The organism is Arthrobacter oryzae (assembly GCF_030812315.1).
Classification (GTDB): domain Bacteria; phylum Actinomycetota; class Actinomycetes; order Actinomycetales; family Micrococcaceae; genus Arthrobacter; species Arthrobacter oryzae_B.
Genome location: NZ_JAUSSM010000003.1, coordinates 133,409 through 151,915 on the forward strand (window position 1 = coordinate 133,409; position 18,507 = coordinate 151,915).

General features: G+C 61.1%; 17 protein-coding genes and 3 pseudogenes. 10 read left to right on the forward strand and 10 right to left on the reverse strand.

What is annotated here, in order from left to right; genetic code table 11:
• Positions 1-26 precede the first annotated feature (26 nt).
• Positions 27-230: a cold-shock protein gene (locus tag J2S97_RS07370; RefSeq protein ID WP_013599688.1), complete on the forward strand. Its 204-nt coding sequence runs from the start codon at positions 27-29 to the stop codon at positions 228-230.
• Positions 231-353: 123 nt separating this feature from the next.
• Here J2S97_RS07370 and J2S97_RS07375 read toward each other — a convergent pair.
• A pseudogene (locus J2S97_RS07375) lies at positions 354-530 on the reverse strand (recombinase family protein); the annotation flags it as partial.
• 310 nt (positions 531-840) lie between these two features.
• Between J2S97_RS07375 and J2S97_RS07380 the strand changes: the two are divergent.
• Entirely contained in the window at positions 841-2,382 is a 1,542-nt protein-coding gene (locus tag J2S97_RS07380) for a hypothetical protein (RefSeq protein ID WP_307048024.1), read from the forward strand.
• A 413-nt stretch (positions 2,383-2,795) separates the two neighbouring features.
• On the opposite strand, the gene J2S97_RS07385 is transcribed toward J2S97_RS07380, so the two are convergent.
• Entirely contained in the window at positions 2,796-3,800 is a 1,005-nt protein-coding gene (locus J2S97_RS07385; RefSeq protein WP_307048026.1) for a hypothetical protein, read from the reverse strand.
• Positions 3,797-4,408: an RNA polymerase sigma factor gene (locus tag J2S97_RS07390; protein ID WP_307048028.1), complete on the reverse strand. Its 612-nt coding sequence runs from the start codon at positions 4,406-4,408 to the stop codon at positions 3,797-3,799. The genes J2S97_RS07385 and J2S97_RS07390 overlap by 4 nt, the downstream gene beginning before the upstream one ends.
• A 316-nt stretch (positions 4,409-4,724) precedes the next feature.
• Here J2S97_RS07390 and J2S97_RS07395 point away from each other — a divergent pair, with 316 nt between their 5' ends.
• The 4 genes and pseudogenes from J2S97_RS07395 (at position 4,725) to J2S97_RS07410 (ending at position 8,510) form a co-directional block, all read left to right on the forward strand.
• Positions 4,725-5,351, forward strand: a complete 627-nt coding sequence (locus J2S97_RS07395; RefSeq protein ID WP_307048030.1) for a 2'-5' RNA ligase family protein — start codon at positions 4,725-4,727, stop codon at positions 5,349-5,351.
• A gap of 1,157 nt (positions 5,352-6,508) precedes the next feature.
• Positions 6,509-6,892, forward strand: a complete 384-nt coding sequence (locus tag J2S97_RS07400) for a PASTA domain-containing protein (protein WP_307048032.1) — start codon at positions 6,509-6,511, stop codon at positions 6,890-6,892.
• A gap of 62 nt (positions 6,893-6,954) precedes the next feature.
• Positions 6,955-7,245, forward strand: coding sequence for a DNA gyrase subunit A (locus tag J2S97_RS07405; protein ID WP_307048034.1), 291 nt, complete (start codon positions 6,955-6,957; stop codon positions 7,243-7,245).
• A 126-nt stretch (positions 7,246-7,371) separates the two neighbouring features.
• Positions 7,372-8,510: pseudogene (locus J2S97_RS07410) on the forward strand (IS30 family transposase).
• A gap of 259 nt (positions 8,511-8,769) precedes the next feature.
• On the opposite strand, the gene J2S97_RS07415 reads toward J2S97_RS07410, so the two are convergent.
• Together J2S97_RS07415 and J2S97_RS07420 are read right to left on the reverse strand one after the other, a co-directional pair.
• Positions 8,770-9,219, reverse strand: coding sequence for a hypothetical protein (locus J2S97_RS07415; RefSeq protein ID WP_307048036.1), 450 nt, complete (start codon positions 9,217-9,219; stop codon positions 8,770-8,772).
• 321 nt (positions 9,220-9,540) lie between these two features.
• Positions 9,541-10,044: a hypothetical protein gene (locus J2S97_RS07420; RefSeq protein WP_307048038.1), complete on the reverse strand. Its 504-nt coding sequence runs from the start codon at positions 10,042-10,044 to the stop codon at positions 9,541-9,543.
• Positions 10,045-10,242: 198 nt separating this feature from the next.
• Between J2S97_RS07420 and J2S97_RS23970 the strand changes: the two genes are divergently transcribed.
• Positions 10,243-10,725: a transposase gene (locus J2S97_RS23970; RefSeq protein WP_373460514.1), complete on the forward strand. Its 483-nt coding sequence runs from the start codon at positions 10,243-10,245 to the stop codon at positions 10,723-10,725.
• An 84-nt stretch (positions 10,726-10,809) separates the two neighbouring features.
• Positions 10,810-11,856: an IS110 family transposase gene (locus J2S97_RS07430; RefSeq protein ID WP_307048040.1), complete on the forward strand. Its 1,047-nt coding sequence runs from the start codon at positions 10,810-10,812 to the stop codon at positions 11,854-11,856.
• A gap of 662 nt (positions 11,857-12,518) precedes the next feature.
• On the opposite strand, the gene J2S97_RS07435 is transcribed toward J2S97_RS07430, so the two are convergent.
• Positions 12,519-13,268 carry a phosphotransferase gene (locus J2S97_RS07435; RefSeq protein ID WP_307048042.1) on the reverse strand — a complete coding sequence of 250 codons (750 nt, stop codon included), beginning with the start codon at positions 13,266-13,268 and terminating at the stop codon, positions 12,519-12,521.
• A 607-nt stretch (positions 13,269-13,875) separates the two neighbouring features.
• A pseudogene (locus tag J2S97_RS24145) lies at positions 13,876-14,153 on the reverse strand (recombinase family protein); the annotation flags it as partial.
• 169 nt (positions 14,154-14,322) lie between these two features.
• On the opposite strand from J2S97_RS24145, the gene J2S97_RS07440 reads away from it, so the two are divergent.
• Positions 14,323-15,045: a class I SAM-dependent methyltransferase gene (locus tag J2S97_RS07440; protein ID WP_307048044.1), complete on the forward strand. Its 723-nt coding sequence runs from the start codon at positions 14,323-14,325 to the stop codon at positions 15,043-15,045.
• A 421-nt stretch (positions 15,046-15,466) separates the two neighbouring features.
• Here J2S97_RS07440 and J2S97_RS23975 read toward each other — a convergent pair whose 3' ends face one another.
• Positions 15,467-15,712: a hypothetical protein gene (locus J2S97_RS23975; protein ID WP_373460515.1), complete on the reverse strand. Its 246-nt coding sequence runs from the start codon at positions 15,710-15,712 to the stop codon at positions 15,467-15,469.
• A 509-nt stretch (positions 15,713-16,221) separates the two neighbouring features.
• On the opposite strand from J2S97_RS23975, the gene J2S97_RS07445 reads away from it, so the two are divergent.
• On the forward strand, positions 16,222-17,100 hold the full coding sequence (locus J2S97_RS07445) for a proline iminopeptidase-family hydrolase (protein WP_307048046.1): 879 nt from the start codon (positions 16,222-16,224) through the stop codon (positions 17,098-17,100).
• Positions 17,101-17,654: 554 nt separating this feature from the next.
• On the opposite strand, the gene J2S97_RS07450 is transcribed toward J2S97_RS07445, so the two are convergent.
• Positions 17,655-18,068, reverse strand: coding sequence for a VOC family protein (locus J2S97_RS07450; protein WP_307048048.1), 414 nt, complete (start codon positions 18,066-18,068; stop codon positions 17,655-17,657).
• Complete coding sequence (locus J2S97_RS07455) at positions 18,065-18,349, reverse strand: ArsR/SmtB family transcription factor (RefSeq protein ID WP_307048050.1); 285 nt, start codon at positions 18,347-18,349, stop codon at positions 18,065-18,067. The genes J2S97_RS07450 and J2S97_RS07455 overlap by 4 nt, the downstream gene beginning before the upstream one ends.
• Positions 18,350-18,507 lie beyond the last annotated feature (158 nt).

Genomic DNA, 18,507 nt, shown 5'->3' on the forward strand with positions numbered 1-18,507 from the left:
TCAGAGTCACATGAAGGAATGCAGCCATGGCAACAGGCACAGTTAAATGGTTCAACGCCGAAAAGGGTTTTGGCTTCATTGCCCCCGACGACGGGTCCGCTGACGTTTTCGCCCACTATTCGGCAATCGCCAGCAGCGGATACCGCTCACTGGACGAGAACCAGAAGGTCGAATTCGATGTGACCCAGGGCCCCAAGGGCCCGCAGGCAGAGAACATCCGCCCTCTCTAAAGGCTTAGGGTAAGGTTCCGGCGCCGAGCCGGACCACCCCGTACCGACAACGGCCCCTCTGAACCATATGGTTCAGAGGGGCCGTTGTTGTTGCTCCTTGCCCGGGAGGCCTTCGCCGGCACCTCTCACGTTGCGCTGGGCAAGCTCGTCGACAATTTCGTGGGCGTCCCGCACTGACCTGGCCAGGCGGTCCAGCTTGGTCACAAGGAACGTATCGCCATCCCGGCACACCGCCATCGCTTCACGAAGGCCCGGCCGGTTCCTGTCAGTGCCGGTCAGGCCGTGATCCACGTAAATCCTTACCAGATGTACAACCGTCACCGGGCAATTCACCGGACGGGTCTTACGGTGGGGCTGGCGCGCAGGGACACGTTTGGGCAGGTGGGCGGCGGGTTCGTCCGGAAGAGGACCGGCTTACGGGACGATCTAAAGGCTCTGTACTGAGACCCCTTACGCGACGCTACGGGAGCCGCCAGATAGCGGCGAAGGTGACCGAGTGGGATAATTTGGTCATCCTTCGAATAGGGGGGCCATCGTGGCCGACCTTGGTGCTCTTCGACCTGGCCGCCGCTCCCGGGCATCCACGCCCCGGCTCCTGGCGGTTTTACTTGTGCTCGCACTCGGCGTGCTGTTCGCTGCACCCGCCCGAGCAGTCGACTACGGCCATGACGTCTCGTGGCCACAATGTCCGGGCGGTCTTCCGATGCCGCCGGAAGACACGGAGTTCGTGGTCGTGGGGCTGACGAATGGACTCGCGTTCACCGAGAACCCCTGTCTGGACGGGCAGTTCCAGTGGGTGCTCGACCGAGGCGTCCGGGCTCAGGCCTACGCCATGGCTACGTTCCCCACCGCCGCGCAATACGACACCTACGGCGACGACGGCCCCTGGCCCGCAAGCACCAGGCCGGACCGGCTGCGCAACGTCGGGTACGCGGAGGGTCGCGCGGCTCTCGCGTCTCTCGATGAGGTGGGATGGCGACCGGAGAGAATCTGGGTCGACGTCGAGCCCCGCCCGCAACAGCCCTGGCCCAGCTCGACAGCAGCCCAGCGGCAGGAGAACCGGTACGTCATCTCCGGGCTCCTGGCCGCACTGGCGGACGCCGGGTACCCGCACGGGATCTACTCCTATATGAGCGGTTGGGAGGCCATCACCGGGTCTTGGCAGCTTCCCGACGTGCCCGTCTGGTCACCGGCAGGGCGTCTCGACTTCGCCAGTGAAGCATCCGACCTCTGTGTGAATCGCAGCTTCTCCGGTGGCACCGTCCACATCGCGCAATGGACCGACGGCACCTACGACTACGACATGACGTGCATCGGGGTCTACCAGGCCCACGTCGCGACCATCGGCTGGCAGTCGAGCGTCTCGGACGGCGCCACCGCAGGAACGACCGGCCGGTCACTGCCGATGGAGGCGTTGCGCCTGTCGGTGGCAGGAGACCGCCTGTCGGGCGACATTCTGTGGAGGGGGCATGTGCAGAACATCGGCTGGCAGCCATGGACGACGTCGGCGTCCCCGATCGGAACGACCGGGCACGGTCTGCGCCTGGAGGCGTTCGAGCTGCGGTTGACGGGGGATCTGGCCTCGCAGCAGTACAGCATCAGGTATCGCGCCCACGTGCAGAACGTCGGCTGGCAGCCGTACGGGATCGACGGAGCGACGGCCGGCACCGTCGGGCAAGGTCTGCGGGTGGAGGCCGTTACGATCGAGTTGGTTCCGAAGGTCGCACCGGCATTCACGGCCGTGTACGCCGCCCACATTCAGAACCTCGGCTGGATGGCGAACGTTTCGGATGGGACCGTCGCCGGGACCACGGGTCGGGCCCTTCGGGTCGAGGCGTTGCGCCTCAACGTGTCCAGCACGGCTTATACCGGGGACATCGAGTGGCGGGGGCATGTGCAGTCGATCGGCTGGCAGCCGTGGACATCCTCGGCCAATCCCATCGGCACGGCCGGGAAAGGGCTACGTTTGGAAGCGTTTGAAATCAGGCTGACCGGTGAGATGGCGAACCATTACAGGATCCACTACCGCGCCCACGTGCAAGATTTGGGGTGGCAGTCATGGGTCGCCGACGGCGGAACGGCGGGCACCTCGGGTATGGGCAAACGGATCGAGGCCGTGCAGATCCTCCTCGCACCCAGAACCGGCGGCTAGGGATCATCCCACCCAGGCGTGTCTACTCAGCCGTTACGCCACGAGGCGCCGCGTGAAGTACATGATGGCGGCCACGCTCGCGATTGCCAAGATCCACGTACCGGCTATGCCGAGCGCCGGGCCACTGGTGCATGTGCTCCTAGCGCCAGACTCGATTGTGTAGTCGATACACTCGCCTCGTTGGCCCGAAAAACGAAACGTTCACGATGATCACGAGCAGGATCGCGACGGCCCAAGGCCACCATCGCGGTGATCGCAATCGCGGCGTTACCACCATGCAGTCACCTTACCGATGGGGCTACCTAATATCTGCCCCTTGGTTCGGCTCATTGGCTGCTCATTCCTTATGACATTGCTGGCAGGAGGGTGCTTTGGCTGTCTCGGTGTCTGGAATCTGTACACTCGGTCAGCCCTCATTGGGGGGCTGAGTCGACGATTCGGTAGTCGATGGCGGTGTGGCCGACCACTTCATTCGACCCGAAGCCGAAGGCTGCGTAGGTCATGATGGTTCGTTCACCGATGACCAGCCCGGTATCGGGGTCGATGATCATTTCTGCCCTTTGGCCGGCGCGTAGGGGTTCTGTCCGTCCGATCGCTATGCCGACTTTGCCGTCGAAGTTGGCTTCCTCGCTGGCGGTGACACCGGGGATCAGGGCCAGTGCCTTGTAGAGACCTGCCCGCAGGTCAGCAGGTATGAGTCCCATCCTCAGGATGTCGGTGATGCGGACGAAGTTGTTCTCATCCCGTGAGGCTGATCCTCCCTGGTATTGGGAGTTAAAGTGGTCGTACAGGGCCTGCCCGTCACGCGGCAGAGCGTCCAGCTCATTGTCGGTCATCAGGGTCCAGGGGCCGCCATAGAAATATCCGTCCTTTGCGCGGGTGACCTCTATTTCCATGGGCACCGGGTGCGCGTCACCCCAGTCGCGCTCGAGTACCCAGTCCTCCTCGGGGTTTCCCGGAACGTAAACGTCGATTGTCTGGACGTTCATGGTGTTTGTCATGTTTCCCGCTTGATCGACTCCGGAAACACGCCAGTTGGCGTGCGTGTGGACCAGCAGGTATTGGCCCGGGGCTGGTACGGGGTCTACAAAGGTCATGGACTGCTCCGCGACTGCCCGCAGGACACCTGCCGCGTGCGCGCTTTGCGCCGTGATGCCTATCTGACCCACTGCCAGCGCACCGACGGTTACGGCCGCTGCCGTGAGCAAGACCCGTCGCGTTGGGCGGGGGCGGGCCGGGGTGTCGGCTTTCAGGGAGACCAGGGAATCATTATTCTGGCGGCTTCGGAGGATGTGGCGGTGCGCATCCTTCCCGGGCCTATACCTGGCGGGATCCTCTGCCCCGGCGAGGGTTGGCAGCTCCACGAGCTGCCGGCGCAGAGCGTCACGCCTATCGGCCTGGAACTGGGCAGTATTCATGATGTTCTCCGTCCAAGAATTGCCTGAGCGTCAGGCTCTTGTTCATGCACTACTCGGTTGTACAAGGACCCGAGCCTGGATTTAGCACGGTGCAGGCGCGACTTCACGGTTCCGTCCGCGATTCCGAGGGCCGCACCGGCCTCTTTGGCTCCCAGGCCCTCGATGACGCACAAGGTCAGCACATCGCGCTCTTGTGGCTTTAGTTGCGTGAAAGCTTGCCGGAGGGCAGAGGTTTTGAAACTGGCCTCGTCTTCTTCGGCAATGTCGTCGGCAATGTCGGCCGCATCCGCGGGCGGCGGGAGTTGGCCAAGGAAGTGCCTGTAGCGGCGTTGCTGGCGAACATGGTTGCGAAGGGTGTTGTTCGTGGTGACCAAGAGCCAAGGCAGTATCGAGTCATTCACAATTCGGACATTGGCCCGCCGGCGCCACGCCTCGTAGAAGACGACGGCAGTAACATCCTCAGCCAAGTGGGGCAGACTCAGCACTTTTAAGGCGTGGCGCCACACCCGGTCATGGTGGCGATCGAAAAGCACACCGAAGGCGTCACCATCACCGTTAACAACCTGGCACCACAACACCTCGTCCGAGACACCTGATTCTTCGCCCATACCTCATAGTGTCCGGTCACCCCCACCGGTTCCATGATTCAGAGGACGAATTTCCGCCAAGGTGCTCCTGGGGCGCTCGGCAATAACCCTGAACTGGGCAGCTGCCCGATGAGGGTAGATTGCCCTCGGTCCCCGCCGCGAGAGAACTTTTCGGCCCTATGCTTCGGATGCCTAGATTTCCCGCCCGGCAAAGATTCGGCTCACGATCCCAAACTGACACACGTCCTAGGCGACTGAACTCATGCCACATGAGCCGTAGGCCGTGCGCGATCTTGTTAGGCTCGGAAACAGTTGCCGCCCCACAGCTAGAGGTTCCATGCCACGCTCGTTCATGTCCGGTCCGGACCAACTCTCCTCATTGGAAGGACAGCAGTACGTCGTGCTGCGTCCGTCTGCCTCCGTGATGGCTATGTATGAACGAGTACAAGCAACCGCGCAGTCCTCGCTGCCGGATGTCGTCACCTATCCCCACACGGGTCACGTGACATTGCGCGGCTTCTCCGAGCCCGACCGCGTGGAACACCTGAAGGAGGTCATACGCGAGTGGGCCGCCGACCAGTCATTTATCGACCTGCGCCTCGACGCGATCGATAGTTTCCCGGCACCGTTCCAGATCGTGATAGCCAGACTCGAGCGAACTCCGTCGCTCGTGGAAGCGTACGCGGGGCTCACCGAAATGCTCGACGAAACCGATTTCAACCGAATCGGCGAGCTAAGCCTTGAGGACTGGACCTTCCACATGTCGATCGCCTACTGTGGCGAGCTCCCCGACGATGACTGGGAAGTCGCTAGAACAACTCTTGAGCGCGAGCTCGCCGAGCGACCTATGGACGAAGCCTCTGAGGTCGAGTTCGTCTGGTACCAGAGCGGTGTGGAGCACCGCGAGATCATTGCCTTCGCGCGGACTAAAGCTGCGAGCAGTTCTGCAGGCGTCGTCCCGTAAGTCGTTCGGCTCAAGATCTTCCGGGGGCCTCATGTCCTCGCGCCGATCGAACTCTTCTCACTTGCAGGGAGCCTTGGGGGCTAGTAGCCGCCGCCAGTGCCGTCGCTAGGGCTCGCGTTGCGATAGGTCCCGCCGTTCCGGTAGACCCTGCCACGCTGGGATTGGAACGTCCCCCTATGGGCGGGCGGCTTCTCTTTCGCCCTCCTGTTTTGGCGGACGTTTCTCCAGACGACGCAAACGGCAAGTGCAATCGGCACCGCCAGGATGCCAGCCAAGGCAATCAAGGTGTCCAAATGGATCGATCCCCGCGTTCTTTCGATTTCGGCTGACTGAGTGGGGGTCGGACTCCCGACCCCCATGCCCTGGTCAATGGCGACTGCTGGAGTGCTTTCGTTCGTAGTCTGCCACCATACGCGTGCTTAAGCTGCCAGGCCTTCGCCGTGGCCTGAAACGGAGGGCGAGAGCCCCTGCGGTGCCAACGGCAAGCACACCGCCGCACGCTTGGAGAGCGTGGATCGATGTCCGCGTTTTGATCACATGCTCTGGGTTCACAGCCTGCCGAGCGCCCGGTGAAGGCAGCATTCCTTCGGACCCGCCCCTTAGACAACATTCTGATCTTCAGTGTCAGAGAGTCGATTTTCCGCCCGGTCAGGGTTCGGCTGACGGCCGGCCTGCGACGTAGGTCGCTGTGAATCCAAGCTGCCTTATTGCTCCCGCACGTAGGATCCTTTTCATGCACGTAGCAACGTCGGACGAACGCGACATCCTATGGGAACGACATCGGAACACGTTCCGCGTGTACTTTTTTGCGGGGCCCGGTCCAGGCTATTCGGTCAGCACCTTCGACATAGCGGATGCAACGTTCTCAGAAACCAACGCTTGGGCGAATGACGAGGCAGGCGACAGCAGGTACTCAATTGCACTGGTTTCTTCCGATGAACATGGACGGCGCGGACTCATTTGGCTGATCGGTCACGACCTCAATGACGTCCCGTAAGAGGTTGCATTCCATACGGGACGCGCATTCTCGGCCGCTTTCAGCCCAAAGTCCTGGCCGGCCTGTTTTCGGACCGGTGAAGGTTGAACTAGCGGCCTCCCCGCACTGCGCGACATTGCCCGTGCTTTCAATCGGGCAGACAATACCGGCAGGAGGAAAAATGCCAGACAAGGCCCAAGACGAACAACGAGCCGCCGATCTCGTTATTGTCCCCGAGGTTGTCGGGAAACACTTTCTCCAGGCGCGGGAAATAGCGCAAGCTGCCGGCTTGACTCTGGCTAATCCTGACCCCGATGGGCCGCCAATTGGCTCGATCGCATGGCCCAAGAATCCGACCATCCAGAGCCAGTCACCCGCGCCAGGTAGCGTTTCGTACCGGAATGACTCCCTCCGCATATGGTTCCGCAAAGGTCTCGAACCCGACATGGCTCGGAAGTTCGAGAACCCGCCGCCTTCGATCGACTGGGATCACGCGACGCCGGAAGGCCCAGTCCAAAGCATCGAGCTCAGCAGCCACAGCTCGCCAGAGGAATCGGCCCCCTGAAGGTTTCCCCGTGAACTGGACCGGAATGCCCCAATAACTGCCGGTCGTGCAAGAATCGCGGCATGGATGAGGATGAGCGGCAGACGAGGCAAGAATTGATGATCCTCGAGGCTCTGGTGCAGGCGATGGATCGGCGCGACGAGGTCTTCCAGGTGATTGAGGATTCAGAGGACGTGGACGAAGCAATCCGTCGCGTGGGTCAGCTGTTGGGCGTGGGAGCACTGGGCAGCCGGGCAGTCCTCGACCTGCAGTCCAGAAGATTCACCCGAGACCAGCGTCAGGCCATCGCTTCCCGTGCAGAAGAATGTCAGCGCCGGTCGAAAAGTGAGCCATTTCGCGGGCTTGGCGTCTAGTGGTCGTTGCAACACCTGAGCTTTTAGGAGTTGCAACTGGCAGACATGAAAAGACCAAGAAAGTCCCGGGGCGCCCCTCCAAAGAACGCTGCCCGGGCTCACTATGATCAGCTGATGAAACAGGGAATGGGCAATTCCGAAGCGTGCCGGATCGTAGGAATCAGCCGTAGTTCGGGCACTCGCTGGCGGCACGGCCACACGGTCGTTCTGAAGTCCGGAGACATCAAGAAGTACTCTCCCATCTCCCATCAGAAACCGGCCGTGATCTCCGCCCGATTTCTCTCCGAGTTGGAACGGATCACAATCGCGGACCTGTTGCATGCCCGGCGCAGCATCCGTGCCATTGCCCTGGAGCTGGGGCGTAGTCCGTCTACCGTGAGCAGGGAGATCCGCCGGAACATCCACGAACCCTCTGGCAACTACCGTCCGCGGACGGCCCAGCGCACTGCCGAGCGCAGACGGAGCCGTCACCGAAACGGGAAGATCGCGAGCAACCCGGAGCTGCGGGAGTTCGTGCGCAACACCTGAAATAACGCTGGAGCCCCCGCCAGATCAGCAACCGCCTGCGCACCGACTTCCCGGGACAAACAGAAATGCACATCGTGCCTGAGACCGTCTATCAGGCCCTCTACGGGCGCGGAAGCCTGGACCTGGCCGTGGACCCGGCCGTCTCCCTCCGTAGCGGACGTACCGGTCGCCGGCCACGCCGCCGGAAGGAACACCGGACCAGGCGCTTCCCGGACATGGTCATGATCCGGGACAGACCTGCAGAAGCGATTGGCAGATTGGTACCAGGGCATTGGGAAGGTGACTTAATCATTGGAAAGGGCAGCCGCTCGGCCATCGCCACACTGGTAGAACGGACCACGCGCTTTATCATCCTCGTGCATCTGGCGGGAAACCGCGGTGCTGAGAATCTGCGCGACCGGCTGGCAGAAACGATGAGCCCGCTCCCGGCCCATCTGCGCCGTTCACTGACTTGGGATCAAGGCACTGAAATGGCTTGCCACCAGGATTTCACGCGGCAGACGCTAATCCCGGTGTACTTCTGTGACCCCGCAAGCCCCTGGCAGCGCGGATCAAACGAGAACACCAATGGCCTGCTCCGCCAGTACTTCCCGAAAGGAACAGACCTGGGCGTCCACAGCCCCGAACACCTCACCGTGGTCGCCGCTGAACTCAACCGCAGGCCACGCGAAATCCTGGGTTGGCAGAGTCCCATGGAGCACCTGGCTAGACTCACTTCACCGGCGATAGAACCATAATCCGTTGCAACGACCACTGAATTCCGCCGCCGTCACAATGGCTCAGTTTTCGACCGTCACCGACAAAGAACTTAGATCAAAGTTGCCCGACGGGCGCTATCGCTCTGAGCGACCAATGCCTGGCAGCAACTAGTCCCACACGCCAGATGGCCAGTTTCGGCGCGGTCAGGGTTCCTCCATCCATCCTTTACCTGGCGATGCGCTGTGCGCTATCCGATCCAAACTCTTGCCGCCGGACACATTCTGGGGTTGCAACCAATTATGCGCCGACAACGGCGTACACGCCGTTCAGTTTCTCGGCCAAGCGTTCGATGTTCAACGTTGACTGCTGGCCAGTCGCGATTTGGCTGAGGTCACCAACCATCCAGTTACTGCCGCGAACGAGCGGGATTTTTCCCTGTCTTGAGGCGGCCCACGTTTGATAGCTCTCTTCAAGAGCGTCCTGATTAGGGTAGAGGTCTATCTGTACATTTTCGGAACAGAGTCTCTGCGCCGAAGTGAGTCGAACGCCATCGCCCATAGGAACAACCGGATCGCCAACGGGTTTGGAGTCGCAGTCCACGATGTCATCGACGGCAGCGTAGGCCTCATCAATGGAACCAAACGATTGTAGGTTTTCGCGTCCTGGTCCCTGCCCCGCGCATCCCGTGAGTGGAACTGCCATAAGAGAAATCGCTACTGCGCTGTTCAGAAAACGTCTGCGCTTCATCAGTTCTACCCCCAAGGCTATTGATGGCACTATTCCACAAATGCGAGCACCCCGTGAAGGCCAAAAGTTGAGATCCGTTTTCGTTGAGTAACGGCCTGCTGACGGCCCCCGTTGCCCGATCCGCAACCCACGCAGCGCCGGTTTCATAAGAAACCGATTCTTCGTCAGCTCATGGACGACCGGTTAGCTGCCCGATAAAGGTCGCTATCCTCTGAGCGACCAATACCAGTCGGCGGAGGACCAGGATTCGTCGCGGTAAGGGTTCGGCTCCTGGCCGGCGAAGGCTGATCCGAGTCCAATAGCCATTCGGCCGGACTCGCACTAGTGAAAGGGAAGCTTTGTGCCCTGTGGGAAAGGCAAGACTCCTTGGGCGGGCGTCATGGTGAACCAGTCGCCGCCCTGCCTGGTCGCAAAAATGATGACTCTCTGATTGGGATCGAGCGGATCGCCGTCCGGGTAGGTCTCGCCTCCAGTGCAGGTGGGAGGCATGGAGGAGATGCGGAGGTTCCCATCTCCGGGGTCCCCTTTGAGTACCTGCTCGACTTCAACAAGGTGGGTCGTGGCCTTGTAACCGTAAATGCTGGTCTCACCGGTCCGGCTTACAGACTTTCCGATGAGCACCACGCCGGCCTTGTCGTATTGGTCTTGAGGGGTCTCGAATCGGACCCAGTCAACGCACGTTTCGGCGCCTCCGCCCGGTACAGGACCCCCGCTTGTTGCGGCGCCACCGCTTGGTGCGGCGCCAGGGCCTGGTACGAGGCTGCACCCGCTTCCAAGAACAGACACCAAAAGCCCTACCAGCGCCAGCGCTACAAGCTTCCCCATGAAATAAAGCTACGCGCAGACGATAATTCGTACTACTGAGTCCTTCGACTTGGGATCGAAACGAGGCTGCCTAGTCGTGAATCACTATCGTCCCGTGATGTGTCGCTCTAGTCCCTTACCAGCCGCCTTTGGCGGGTAGATAGATCTTGCGCCGCATGCGACTCCGTCATCAACGAAAACGCGCCGGCTCTTACGCACGTGACTGGCATCGGTACTGCCGTGGCCAGCCAGCTACTTGTCACCATCGGTGACAACCCCGAACGCCTCGGCAGCGAGGCCCAATTCGCAGCACTTGCCGGTGTCGCCCCGATCCCCGCTTCCTCAGGGAAAACCACCCGCCATCGCCTCTCCCGTAGCGGTGATAGAGCCGCGAACTCCGCCATCCGCCACATGGTGCTGGCACGCATGTCCACCGACCAGCGCACTAAGGATTACGTCGCCAAACGCACAAAGGATGGCAAGACCAAACGCGAGATCATGCGCTGCCTCTCTAATAGATATTGGCTGGTCTGGTGCCTGCTGGCAGGATGGCTGCCAGCCTTGCTGGACGTGACTCCCGCTGCCTCTGGCCCATCCGGTTGCGATGGTGCCTTTCGTTTGACTTGTCCGTCCGGCGGGGCTGGCGCCGGCCTGTCCTCTTCCGATGGCTTTATAGAAGGTCGTCCAGGGTGCCACCTGTGACTCATTAGAGAGCTGCCTCGAAAGAACCCCCTTCCAGGCCGACGCCAATCCACGGCACCTGCTTTCGGGAAGGAAAGAGCCGCAATGACCATCGTTGCAGAAGAATACGGCCACGTCATCGGCGTGGACACCCACGCCAGGACCCACACCTACGCGGTCGTCGATACGTCCACCGGTGCCTGCACGGCAACCGAGCCGTTCCCCACCACGGCAGCCGGCATCCGTCGGGCCATCGCCTGGATGAGGCGGAACACGAACGGAAATATGCTCGCTGCCGTTGAGGGGACTTCGTCCTACGGGGCCGGGCTGGCCCGTGCCCTGAAGGCGGCCGGGATCGCCGTGGCGGAGGTAAAACCGCCGGGCAGGCAGGCCCGGGCCGGTCTCGGCAAGTCCGATCCGATTGATGCGGTGGAGGCTGCCCGGCAGGTTATGTACCGGGAGGTGGACCGTCTCGCAGTGCCGCGTGCTGACGGACTCCGTGCGGCTCTTCGCGTGCTGTTGACCGGCCGTAAGGGATTGGACACACGGCGGACGGCAGACCGCAACGCCCTCAACGCGCTGGTGCGCACCACCGACCTCGGCATCGATGCCCGCAAGGCCCTCACCGGCGCCCAGGTCCGGATGATCGCCGGCTGGGCAGAGCGCGCCTCCGATACGGTCGACCAGCAGATCGCCCGCCAGGAAGCCACCCGGCTTGCGGCTGCGGTCAAGGATGCGGACAGGCACCTGCGCCGCATAAAAAAGCAGCTGAAGGAACTCGTCGAGCAGCTCGCCCCGGGATTCCTGACCCGCCCGGGCGTTGGTCCTGTCACCGCGGGGGTCATCCTATGCGCGTACTCGCATCACGGCCGGGTCCGCTCCGAGGCCGCCTTCGCAGCCCTTGCCGGCGTTTCCCCGCTGCCCGCGTCCTCCGGGAACACCGTAAGGCACCGGCTGAACCGCCGTGGTGACCGGCAGCTGAACATGGCACTGGACATCATCGTGAAAGTCCGCATGGTCCGCGATGAGACAACCAGGCGCTACACACAACGCCGGACCGGCGAAGGCCGAACCTACCGGGAAATCAAACGCGCGCTGAAACGCTACACAGCCCGAGCCATCTTCCGGGAGCTGCAGACCCTTCTTGCTTGACGAACGTCATAGAAGGGTCAAACGCTACGTCGCCCGGGAAATCTATCGGGTGCTACAAAATCCCAGGCCAGCTCCCGCAACGAACGACTTGCGACCGCGGCGCCTGGCGCTTCACATCACCCAGGCCGCAGCCGCCCAGCACTTCAGCGTTTGGCCCACAGCCATCTCGCGTATAGAACGCGGCATCTTGCCGACGGGATGACGCCGACCTGCCATCGGTCTTCGTATACAACTCGTCCGGGATCATCCGAAACTGACCGCTCCCAGGACACGCCATTGCAATCAAGAATCGACAACAGCGGCTGCAAGCGGTCTGTCATTTCGTCAGCGGCATCCTTGAACCATGTGACGGCTCCTACGGAATTCCCGTCATCGTAAAACGGAGGATTGGGACGGTTTTCCTGAGCCAATCATCGACCAGGGCATAAAGAACTAATTCTTCTTCGCTGAGGCTTCCGGTTCGGCGAAGATGGGCTACGGCAACCAAGACCCCGACTCGTACACCCGTCCGCCCCACGTAGACGGCATGAAATCGATGAAAAACCCCCATAGCCTCATGCCCGCACATCAGCAAGCCACGATAAGGAAAGCCTCCTGAGTCAGCAAATGGGCTATTGGTGTCACCCTACATCTGTCCCACATCCCTGGAACAGGAGCACTTGCTATACGAGGGCCTGTTCCCAGGTTGTTTGGTTTCGGAGGACATAATCAGCGGCAGCACGCCAGTGCTCGCCGTGGCCATTGACGTACATATCGGCCCACGGCTGGAAAGCGGTCTCGTGCGAGGACTTGAGTAGTCTGTACATGGCCGCTGTTCGTTTGGCCATGGCGGCCGGCAAGGCCTTGCGGAGCGCGGCGTCTGCCCCGTAGCCGTCAACAACTGCCCGCAATCTCCAGGCAGCTTGGTCCACACGTTGCCCGTCAAACAGCACCCCGAATGACTGCGCGGCGTAAGCCAGGTCCCATAACCGGGTGCTGGGGCCTGCCGCGTCCCAGTCGATGAATACCCAGCGCTCCCCCAGGATGAGATTCCACGGGGCGAGATCGTTGTGGCACATCAGGTCCGGATTCTCAGCGGGTAATAACAAATTCCAATCGTCCGGTTCGGGGATCACGACTGCTTCACTCGCGTCATGGATTTGCCGGATCATCTTGCCGACCCGCAGCAGTTCAGCGTGGCCGAGCGGCAACTGGTCCAGCGCCGATACGCCTTCTACGTACTCGATGACAGATCGGCCGTTTTCATCCCGGCCTCGCGGTTCAGGTACGTCGACGCCCGCTGCGCGGAGCGCCCCCAGATAGCTCTGCACGACAGCCGATTTTTCCAACCACGGTTTGCGGACGGTGTTGCCAATGCGAACAACACTTTCCGAAGCATTTCCACCTGTCAGTTCCTGCTCATCTTCAACCACCCCAGCAGGCTACTGGGTGACAGTCACGTCAACCAAAGGCGCAAATGGGGCAGTCCCCCACTTCCTTGGAACTGAGACATCGCAAAAATCCGCACGGTTTCCCGGTCTAGGGTTGCCACCATGGACATCTTGATTGGGACGGTAGCGGTACTTGGTGTGCCAGCCGGGTTCGCGGGCATCTGGTATTGGTCTTCGCGAAGGAACCGACGAAAAGGCATCAAACGCAGAGGTAGTGGAGAACTACTCGGAATAGCGGATGAAATCTTCAGCCCTCAAACCCATCAGGCTCAGCAGATACAGAAGATCCAACATGAACTCCCAGCGCCGGCCCCGTCTCTTGGAGACCCTCCGGCCTCCAGGCTCTAGGGAGCCAGTGAATCGTCTCTCGCCAGTCCCACTGCTAATGGACAGGTCAACGCCCAGAGCCGGTGCACGCGACTTCGAAAATTCGGTGCGGACGGCCTCTGAAGTGAGAGCCGGGTAGCGAGCTCGGCGTAATCTTCGTGTCTCACAAGTCGTTCCAAACCGGCATCGCACTGACGCGTGCGGAACTGACTTACGCAACGTTCTGAACGAGGGACTGGGACTCCGGCGCCGCCTTGCCTGTTCACGGCCCGAGCGCCCCGGGGACGGTGGACATGCTCACGCTGAGAGTCTCCGCGATCTCCTGCAGTTTCTTTCCCTGACGCCTCAGGTCTTTGGCCGCAGCAAGTTTCGTCGCCGTCATCGCCGGCGGACGGCCGCCGAGTCGTCCCCTGGCTTTCGCAGCCGCTAATCCTGCCCTCGTGCGCCCGGACAACCGGAGCGTTCGTATTCTGCCAGAGACGCGAACATGTCGAAGATCAGCTTCCCGTGCGCCTTGGTCGTGTCCAGCCAGGGTTCGGCTCACGATCAGCTAGCGGGCGGCCGGGGGTTACATTTATCGCTGCGAAAACGCCACCAAATATCGCTGAGATTCACACTGCGGGCGGTTTCGTTTGGGCATCCGCGGGGCACGGTGACCGACCGGCTTCCGCACAGCGAGGGGCGTTTATTGCGCGGTAACCTCATTCGTATGACCGACTACGACCAGCGCCTCGTTGACCTCTATGACCATGACAACCCAGACGGGCCAGATCACGACTTCTACCGCACCCTCGCGGACGAGGTTTCGGCAGAGTCGGTCCTCGATCTCGGATGCGGAACTGGCATCCTCACTGTCACCTTTACCCAGGGAGGTCGAGACGTCGTAGGCTTGGACCCATCGGCCACCATGCTTGCATACGCACGTGGCAGAGCGGGAGCCGATGCTGTGAATTGGGTCCTCGGCGATAGCAGCAGCATCCCCCGAGATGGATTCGACTACGCCGTCATGACGGGCAACGTCGCTCAGCACATTCCCGACACCGACTGGGAGCGCACTCTCCTTGATTTGCGACAGGCTTTGGAGACGGGCGGAATTCTCGCATTTGAGAGCCGAAATCCTGCCGTGCGTGCGTGGGAGAACTGGGCATCCAGGGAACGCACCACAAGGGAGACCCTTCACGGAACGCTCGTCGAATGGCAGGACGTCCTAGAAACGTCCCCAGGAACCGTGGAACTTAGAGCTCACAACCTGTTTGCCCAAACAAACGAAACAGTGACCGAAACACTGCTGCTGACTTTTCGTGAGCAGAACACACTCGAGCAGCAATTAAACGCCGCAGGTTTCGTCGTCGAAGCTACGTATGGCGACTGGAGACGCAACCCCTTCAATGAGGGGTCACCCATCATGATCTTTGTCGCCCGCGCACGCTGAAGGTTGGCCCAATGGAGAGCGGAGCAGACGCATCAGCTTCAGCTTTTCCATCGAGAGCAAGGCCAAAATGATGATCAGATCGAAACTGGAGGTTCCGACTGAACCCCTATTTTTGTGAATCGCGTATGGGGACAATCAGGGAATGGGACGTTCGAGAGAGATCCGCGGGTTGACTGCTGGATGCGTCCTAATGCTCGCCCTCACCGCCTGCGGAAGCCCCGGCAACAGCGGGCAGGGAGAGGTGCTCCAGGAGTCATCACTGCCATCTGCAGAGCCTTCCCCCGAAGCTACTGAAGTTACAGAGATAGCCGACAGAAGCGATTGCCGGGAGACGGTCCGGCTCCCAACCGATTCAACAGAATCAATCGCCCCTTCCGCTGACTCTGCGACTGCGTCCAGCTGCGGCACAAGATCCGTCCCGCTAACCGAAGAACAGATGCGCAGCGCCACTCCTGCACCGATGCCCCTCAAAACGCTGCCCGTCCCCAACGGCAACTCGGCAGATTCTCAGGTCACGACGCCCAAAGACGGAGAGCAGCGCGAGTGGACCACTGAACGAATGAGAAGTGCCTCTCCAGAACCAATGCCCAGGATCCCGTAACGCGGCCCTCCTCGCAGTCGGAGGCAAGAATGTCCCGTAGGGCTTTCCCTCTATCGGGGACCGCAATTCCGAGGACCGTGTATCAGTCGGAGAAGTGGTTTGCGCGCACCGTCTAGGGGCACCATGTTGCGTCGCATCTCCCGACTGAAGCCGGTGACGGCGGTTGCGGCCCGGCAGGGCCGGACGGTGCCCGCTCCATGGGGTCGACGATTGGCAGCGGCTATTGATCGGTCGGTGATATTTGACGGCGGCAACCTATGAGGGCAGCTGTAATATGATCGGGCGTGCACCACCGCTCGAGATGCGACCGTCGCCCGCATGCCGTCGGCGAAAAGGGAGACCACCAACCGGCCCCGGACCCGTTTTCCCAAGATCCGCTGGATTGAGTTGCAGTAACCTGCTTAGCGAAAGGGATGCCCTTTTGCGCTCGTGAACGGCTTCTGAAGTCTCGACAGACAGTTGACTATTCCTACTTATGCCCGCGCGGTCCTAAAGGATTGACGCCACTTGATGCTGCGGAGTCTACTTAGGAACAAAACTGCCGTTCCGTTCGGACCATTTTCCTTGGAGGCACCGTGACTCCTGACTTGCACGTAAGCGAAGGCTACGTTGAGGTCCGCGGCGGCCGGGTCTGGTATCAAGTGGTTGGCGACGGAATAGGGATTCCGCTGGTTACCATCCACGGCGGCCCAGGGGGAACGCACGACTATCTGGAGCCGCTCGAGGCTTTGGCTGACGAGCGGCAGGTCGTGTTTTATGACCAGCTGGGTGCCGGGAAGTCGGATGTCCCGGATGATGTGAGTCTTTGGACCAATGACCGATTGGTCGAGGAGGTTGAGGCAGTCCTCGACGCAGTGGGATCACGGAGGGTCCACTTGCTCGGCCAGTCTTGGGGAACAATCGTCGCTGCCGAATATGCCCTGAGTTTCCCGGAGCGGCTGGCGAGCTTGGTTCTGTCCGATCCGTGCCTAAGCATTCCTCGCTTCGCGGCCGCGACGGCGGCACTCCGCGCAGCCCTTCCAGCCGACGTGCAGGCCATCCTTGCCCGCCACGAGGCGGCCGGCACAACTGACTCCGAGGAGTATCAGGAAGCGAGCATGGAGTTTTATCGGCGACATGTATGCCGATTGGATCCCTGGCCGGATGCACTGATGCGTACATTCGGCCAGCTGAACCCCACGATTTATGAGCGAATGCAGGGCCCGAACGAATTTGTCATTACAGGCATCCACAAGGACTACGACGTCACGGACCGTCTCGGTGGACTGACGGTCCCCACCCTATTCATGTGCGGCCGTTATGGCGAGACACGGCCCGAGGAGACTGAGTACTATCAAAGCCTCGTGCCCGGAGCCGAGGCGGTGATTTTCGAGGAGAGCAGCCATCTACCTCATCTTGAGGAGCCCGCGCGCTACACCCAGGTGCTTCGGGGATTCCTGCGCCGGTGGGAGTAAGCATTCCGCTCTCGTCCACTCGATAGCTATACAAGAGCGTTGTGTCGTTTAGCTGCGAAGGCCCGCCAATCCCCATGGGTGGAGCTTCGTTGTACCCCCGGACTGCCGGATCTTCTGCCCTTGCATTCGCAGCACGACGGCGTGGTACTCAGGGCAACGCATGATCGAAAACACGACAAAAACCCCTTTCCCCCGTCTCGGGCCGGTCGTATGGCGGTCGAGCTCCTCCTCGACGCCGGTGCGGACGTGAACGCCGTTGGTGACGGAGGGGTCACACCGCTGCACGAGCGATCGTCCTCGGGAATGCTTAAGCCAGCGAAGCCCTCTGTCAGGGCGGCGCGAATCGCAGCGCGCCAGACGAGACGGGTCGCACCCCAGCCGACCTATTGGCCGAGGACAAGGACGGATTCACGTATGCGGAACTCGTTGCCGTGAGTCTTCGGCTTACATCCAGCTGGTCTGCGGTTTGGCGGCCTGCCGCATCTTCTTCAGCCAGTAAGGTTCGAGTGCGTCGTTTTCAGAGTCGGTCATGGAAGCCTCGTAGGTCCGACCCCTCAACGGGCGTCGGCGCGTTGATCCGGAGCCTTCATTTCGATGAGCTGGATGAGGTTGCCGCATGTGTCATCAAAGACGGCCACAACGGCGGTGCCGATGTCAGTCGGCGGCTGTGTGAACACCACGCCCTTGCCGGTCAGCCTGGCGTGCTCGGCCTCGATGTCGTCGACGGAGAATTGAGCGAGTGGGATGCCGTCTTCCACAAGGGCGTCCCGATACGGCTTCACGGCAGGGTGGCCCGACGGCTCCAAAAGCAGCTCCGGACCGTCAGGCGAGTCGGGCGACACGACGGTGAGCCAGAAGTCGTCACCGAGGGGGATGTCATGGCGCTTCGTGAAGCCGAGCACCTCGGTGTAGAAGGCAAGGGCTGCTCGTTGATCGTCGACGAACAGGCTCGTCAGGGCAATTTTCATTGTTCGGTCCTCTTTCTGGTGGGCCATCGTCCCGTGATCTCGGCGAGTGGCTCTGGGTTGAAGTAGTGGAACTTGGAACGTCCGCGCCTCTCCGTCACGACGAGGCCCGCCGACTCGAGCACGCCGAGGTGTTGCGAGATCGCCTGCCGCGTGAGGCTGAGACCGTGCCGCATCGTGAGCACGGAACAGATCTCGAACAGGGTCTGGCCGTCACGCGCTGACAGTTCATCGAGGACGAGACGCCTTGTCTCATCGTCGAGAGCTCGGAAGACATCGACCATGGATCCATACTATAGGCAAGTGACAACTTGCATATCAAGGCCTGTTCGTCGATAGCGCGAGGTTCTCCGGCAGCACCCTGTTTGTGGTTCGACTCCTGACAGTTCCTCTGCGGAGGAAAAACAGGTAGTTGACACTCAATCCGGACCGAGAATCTGAG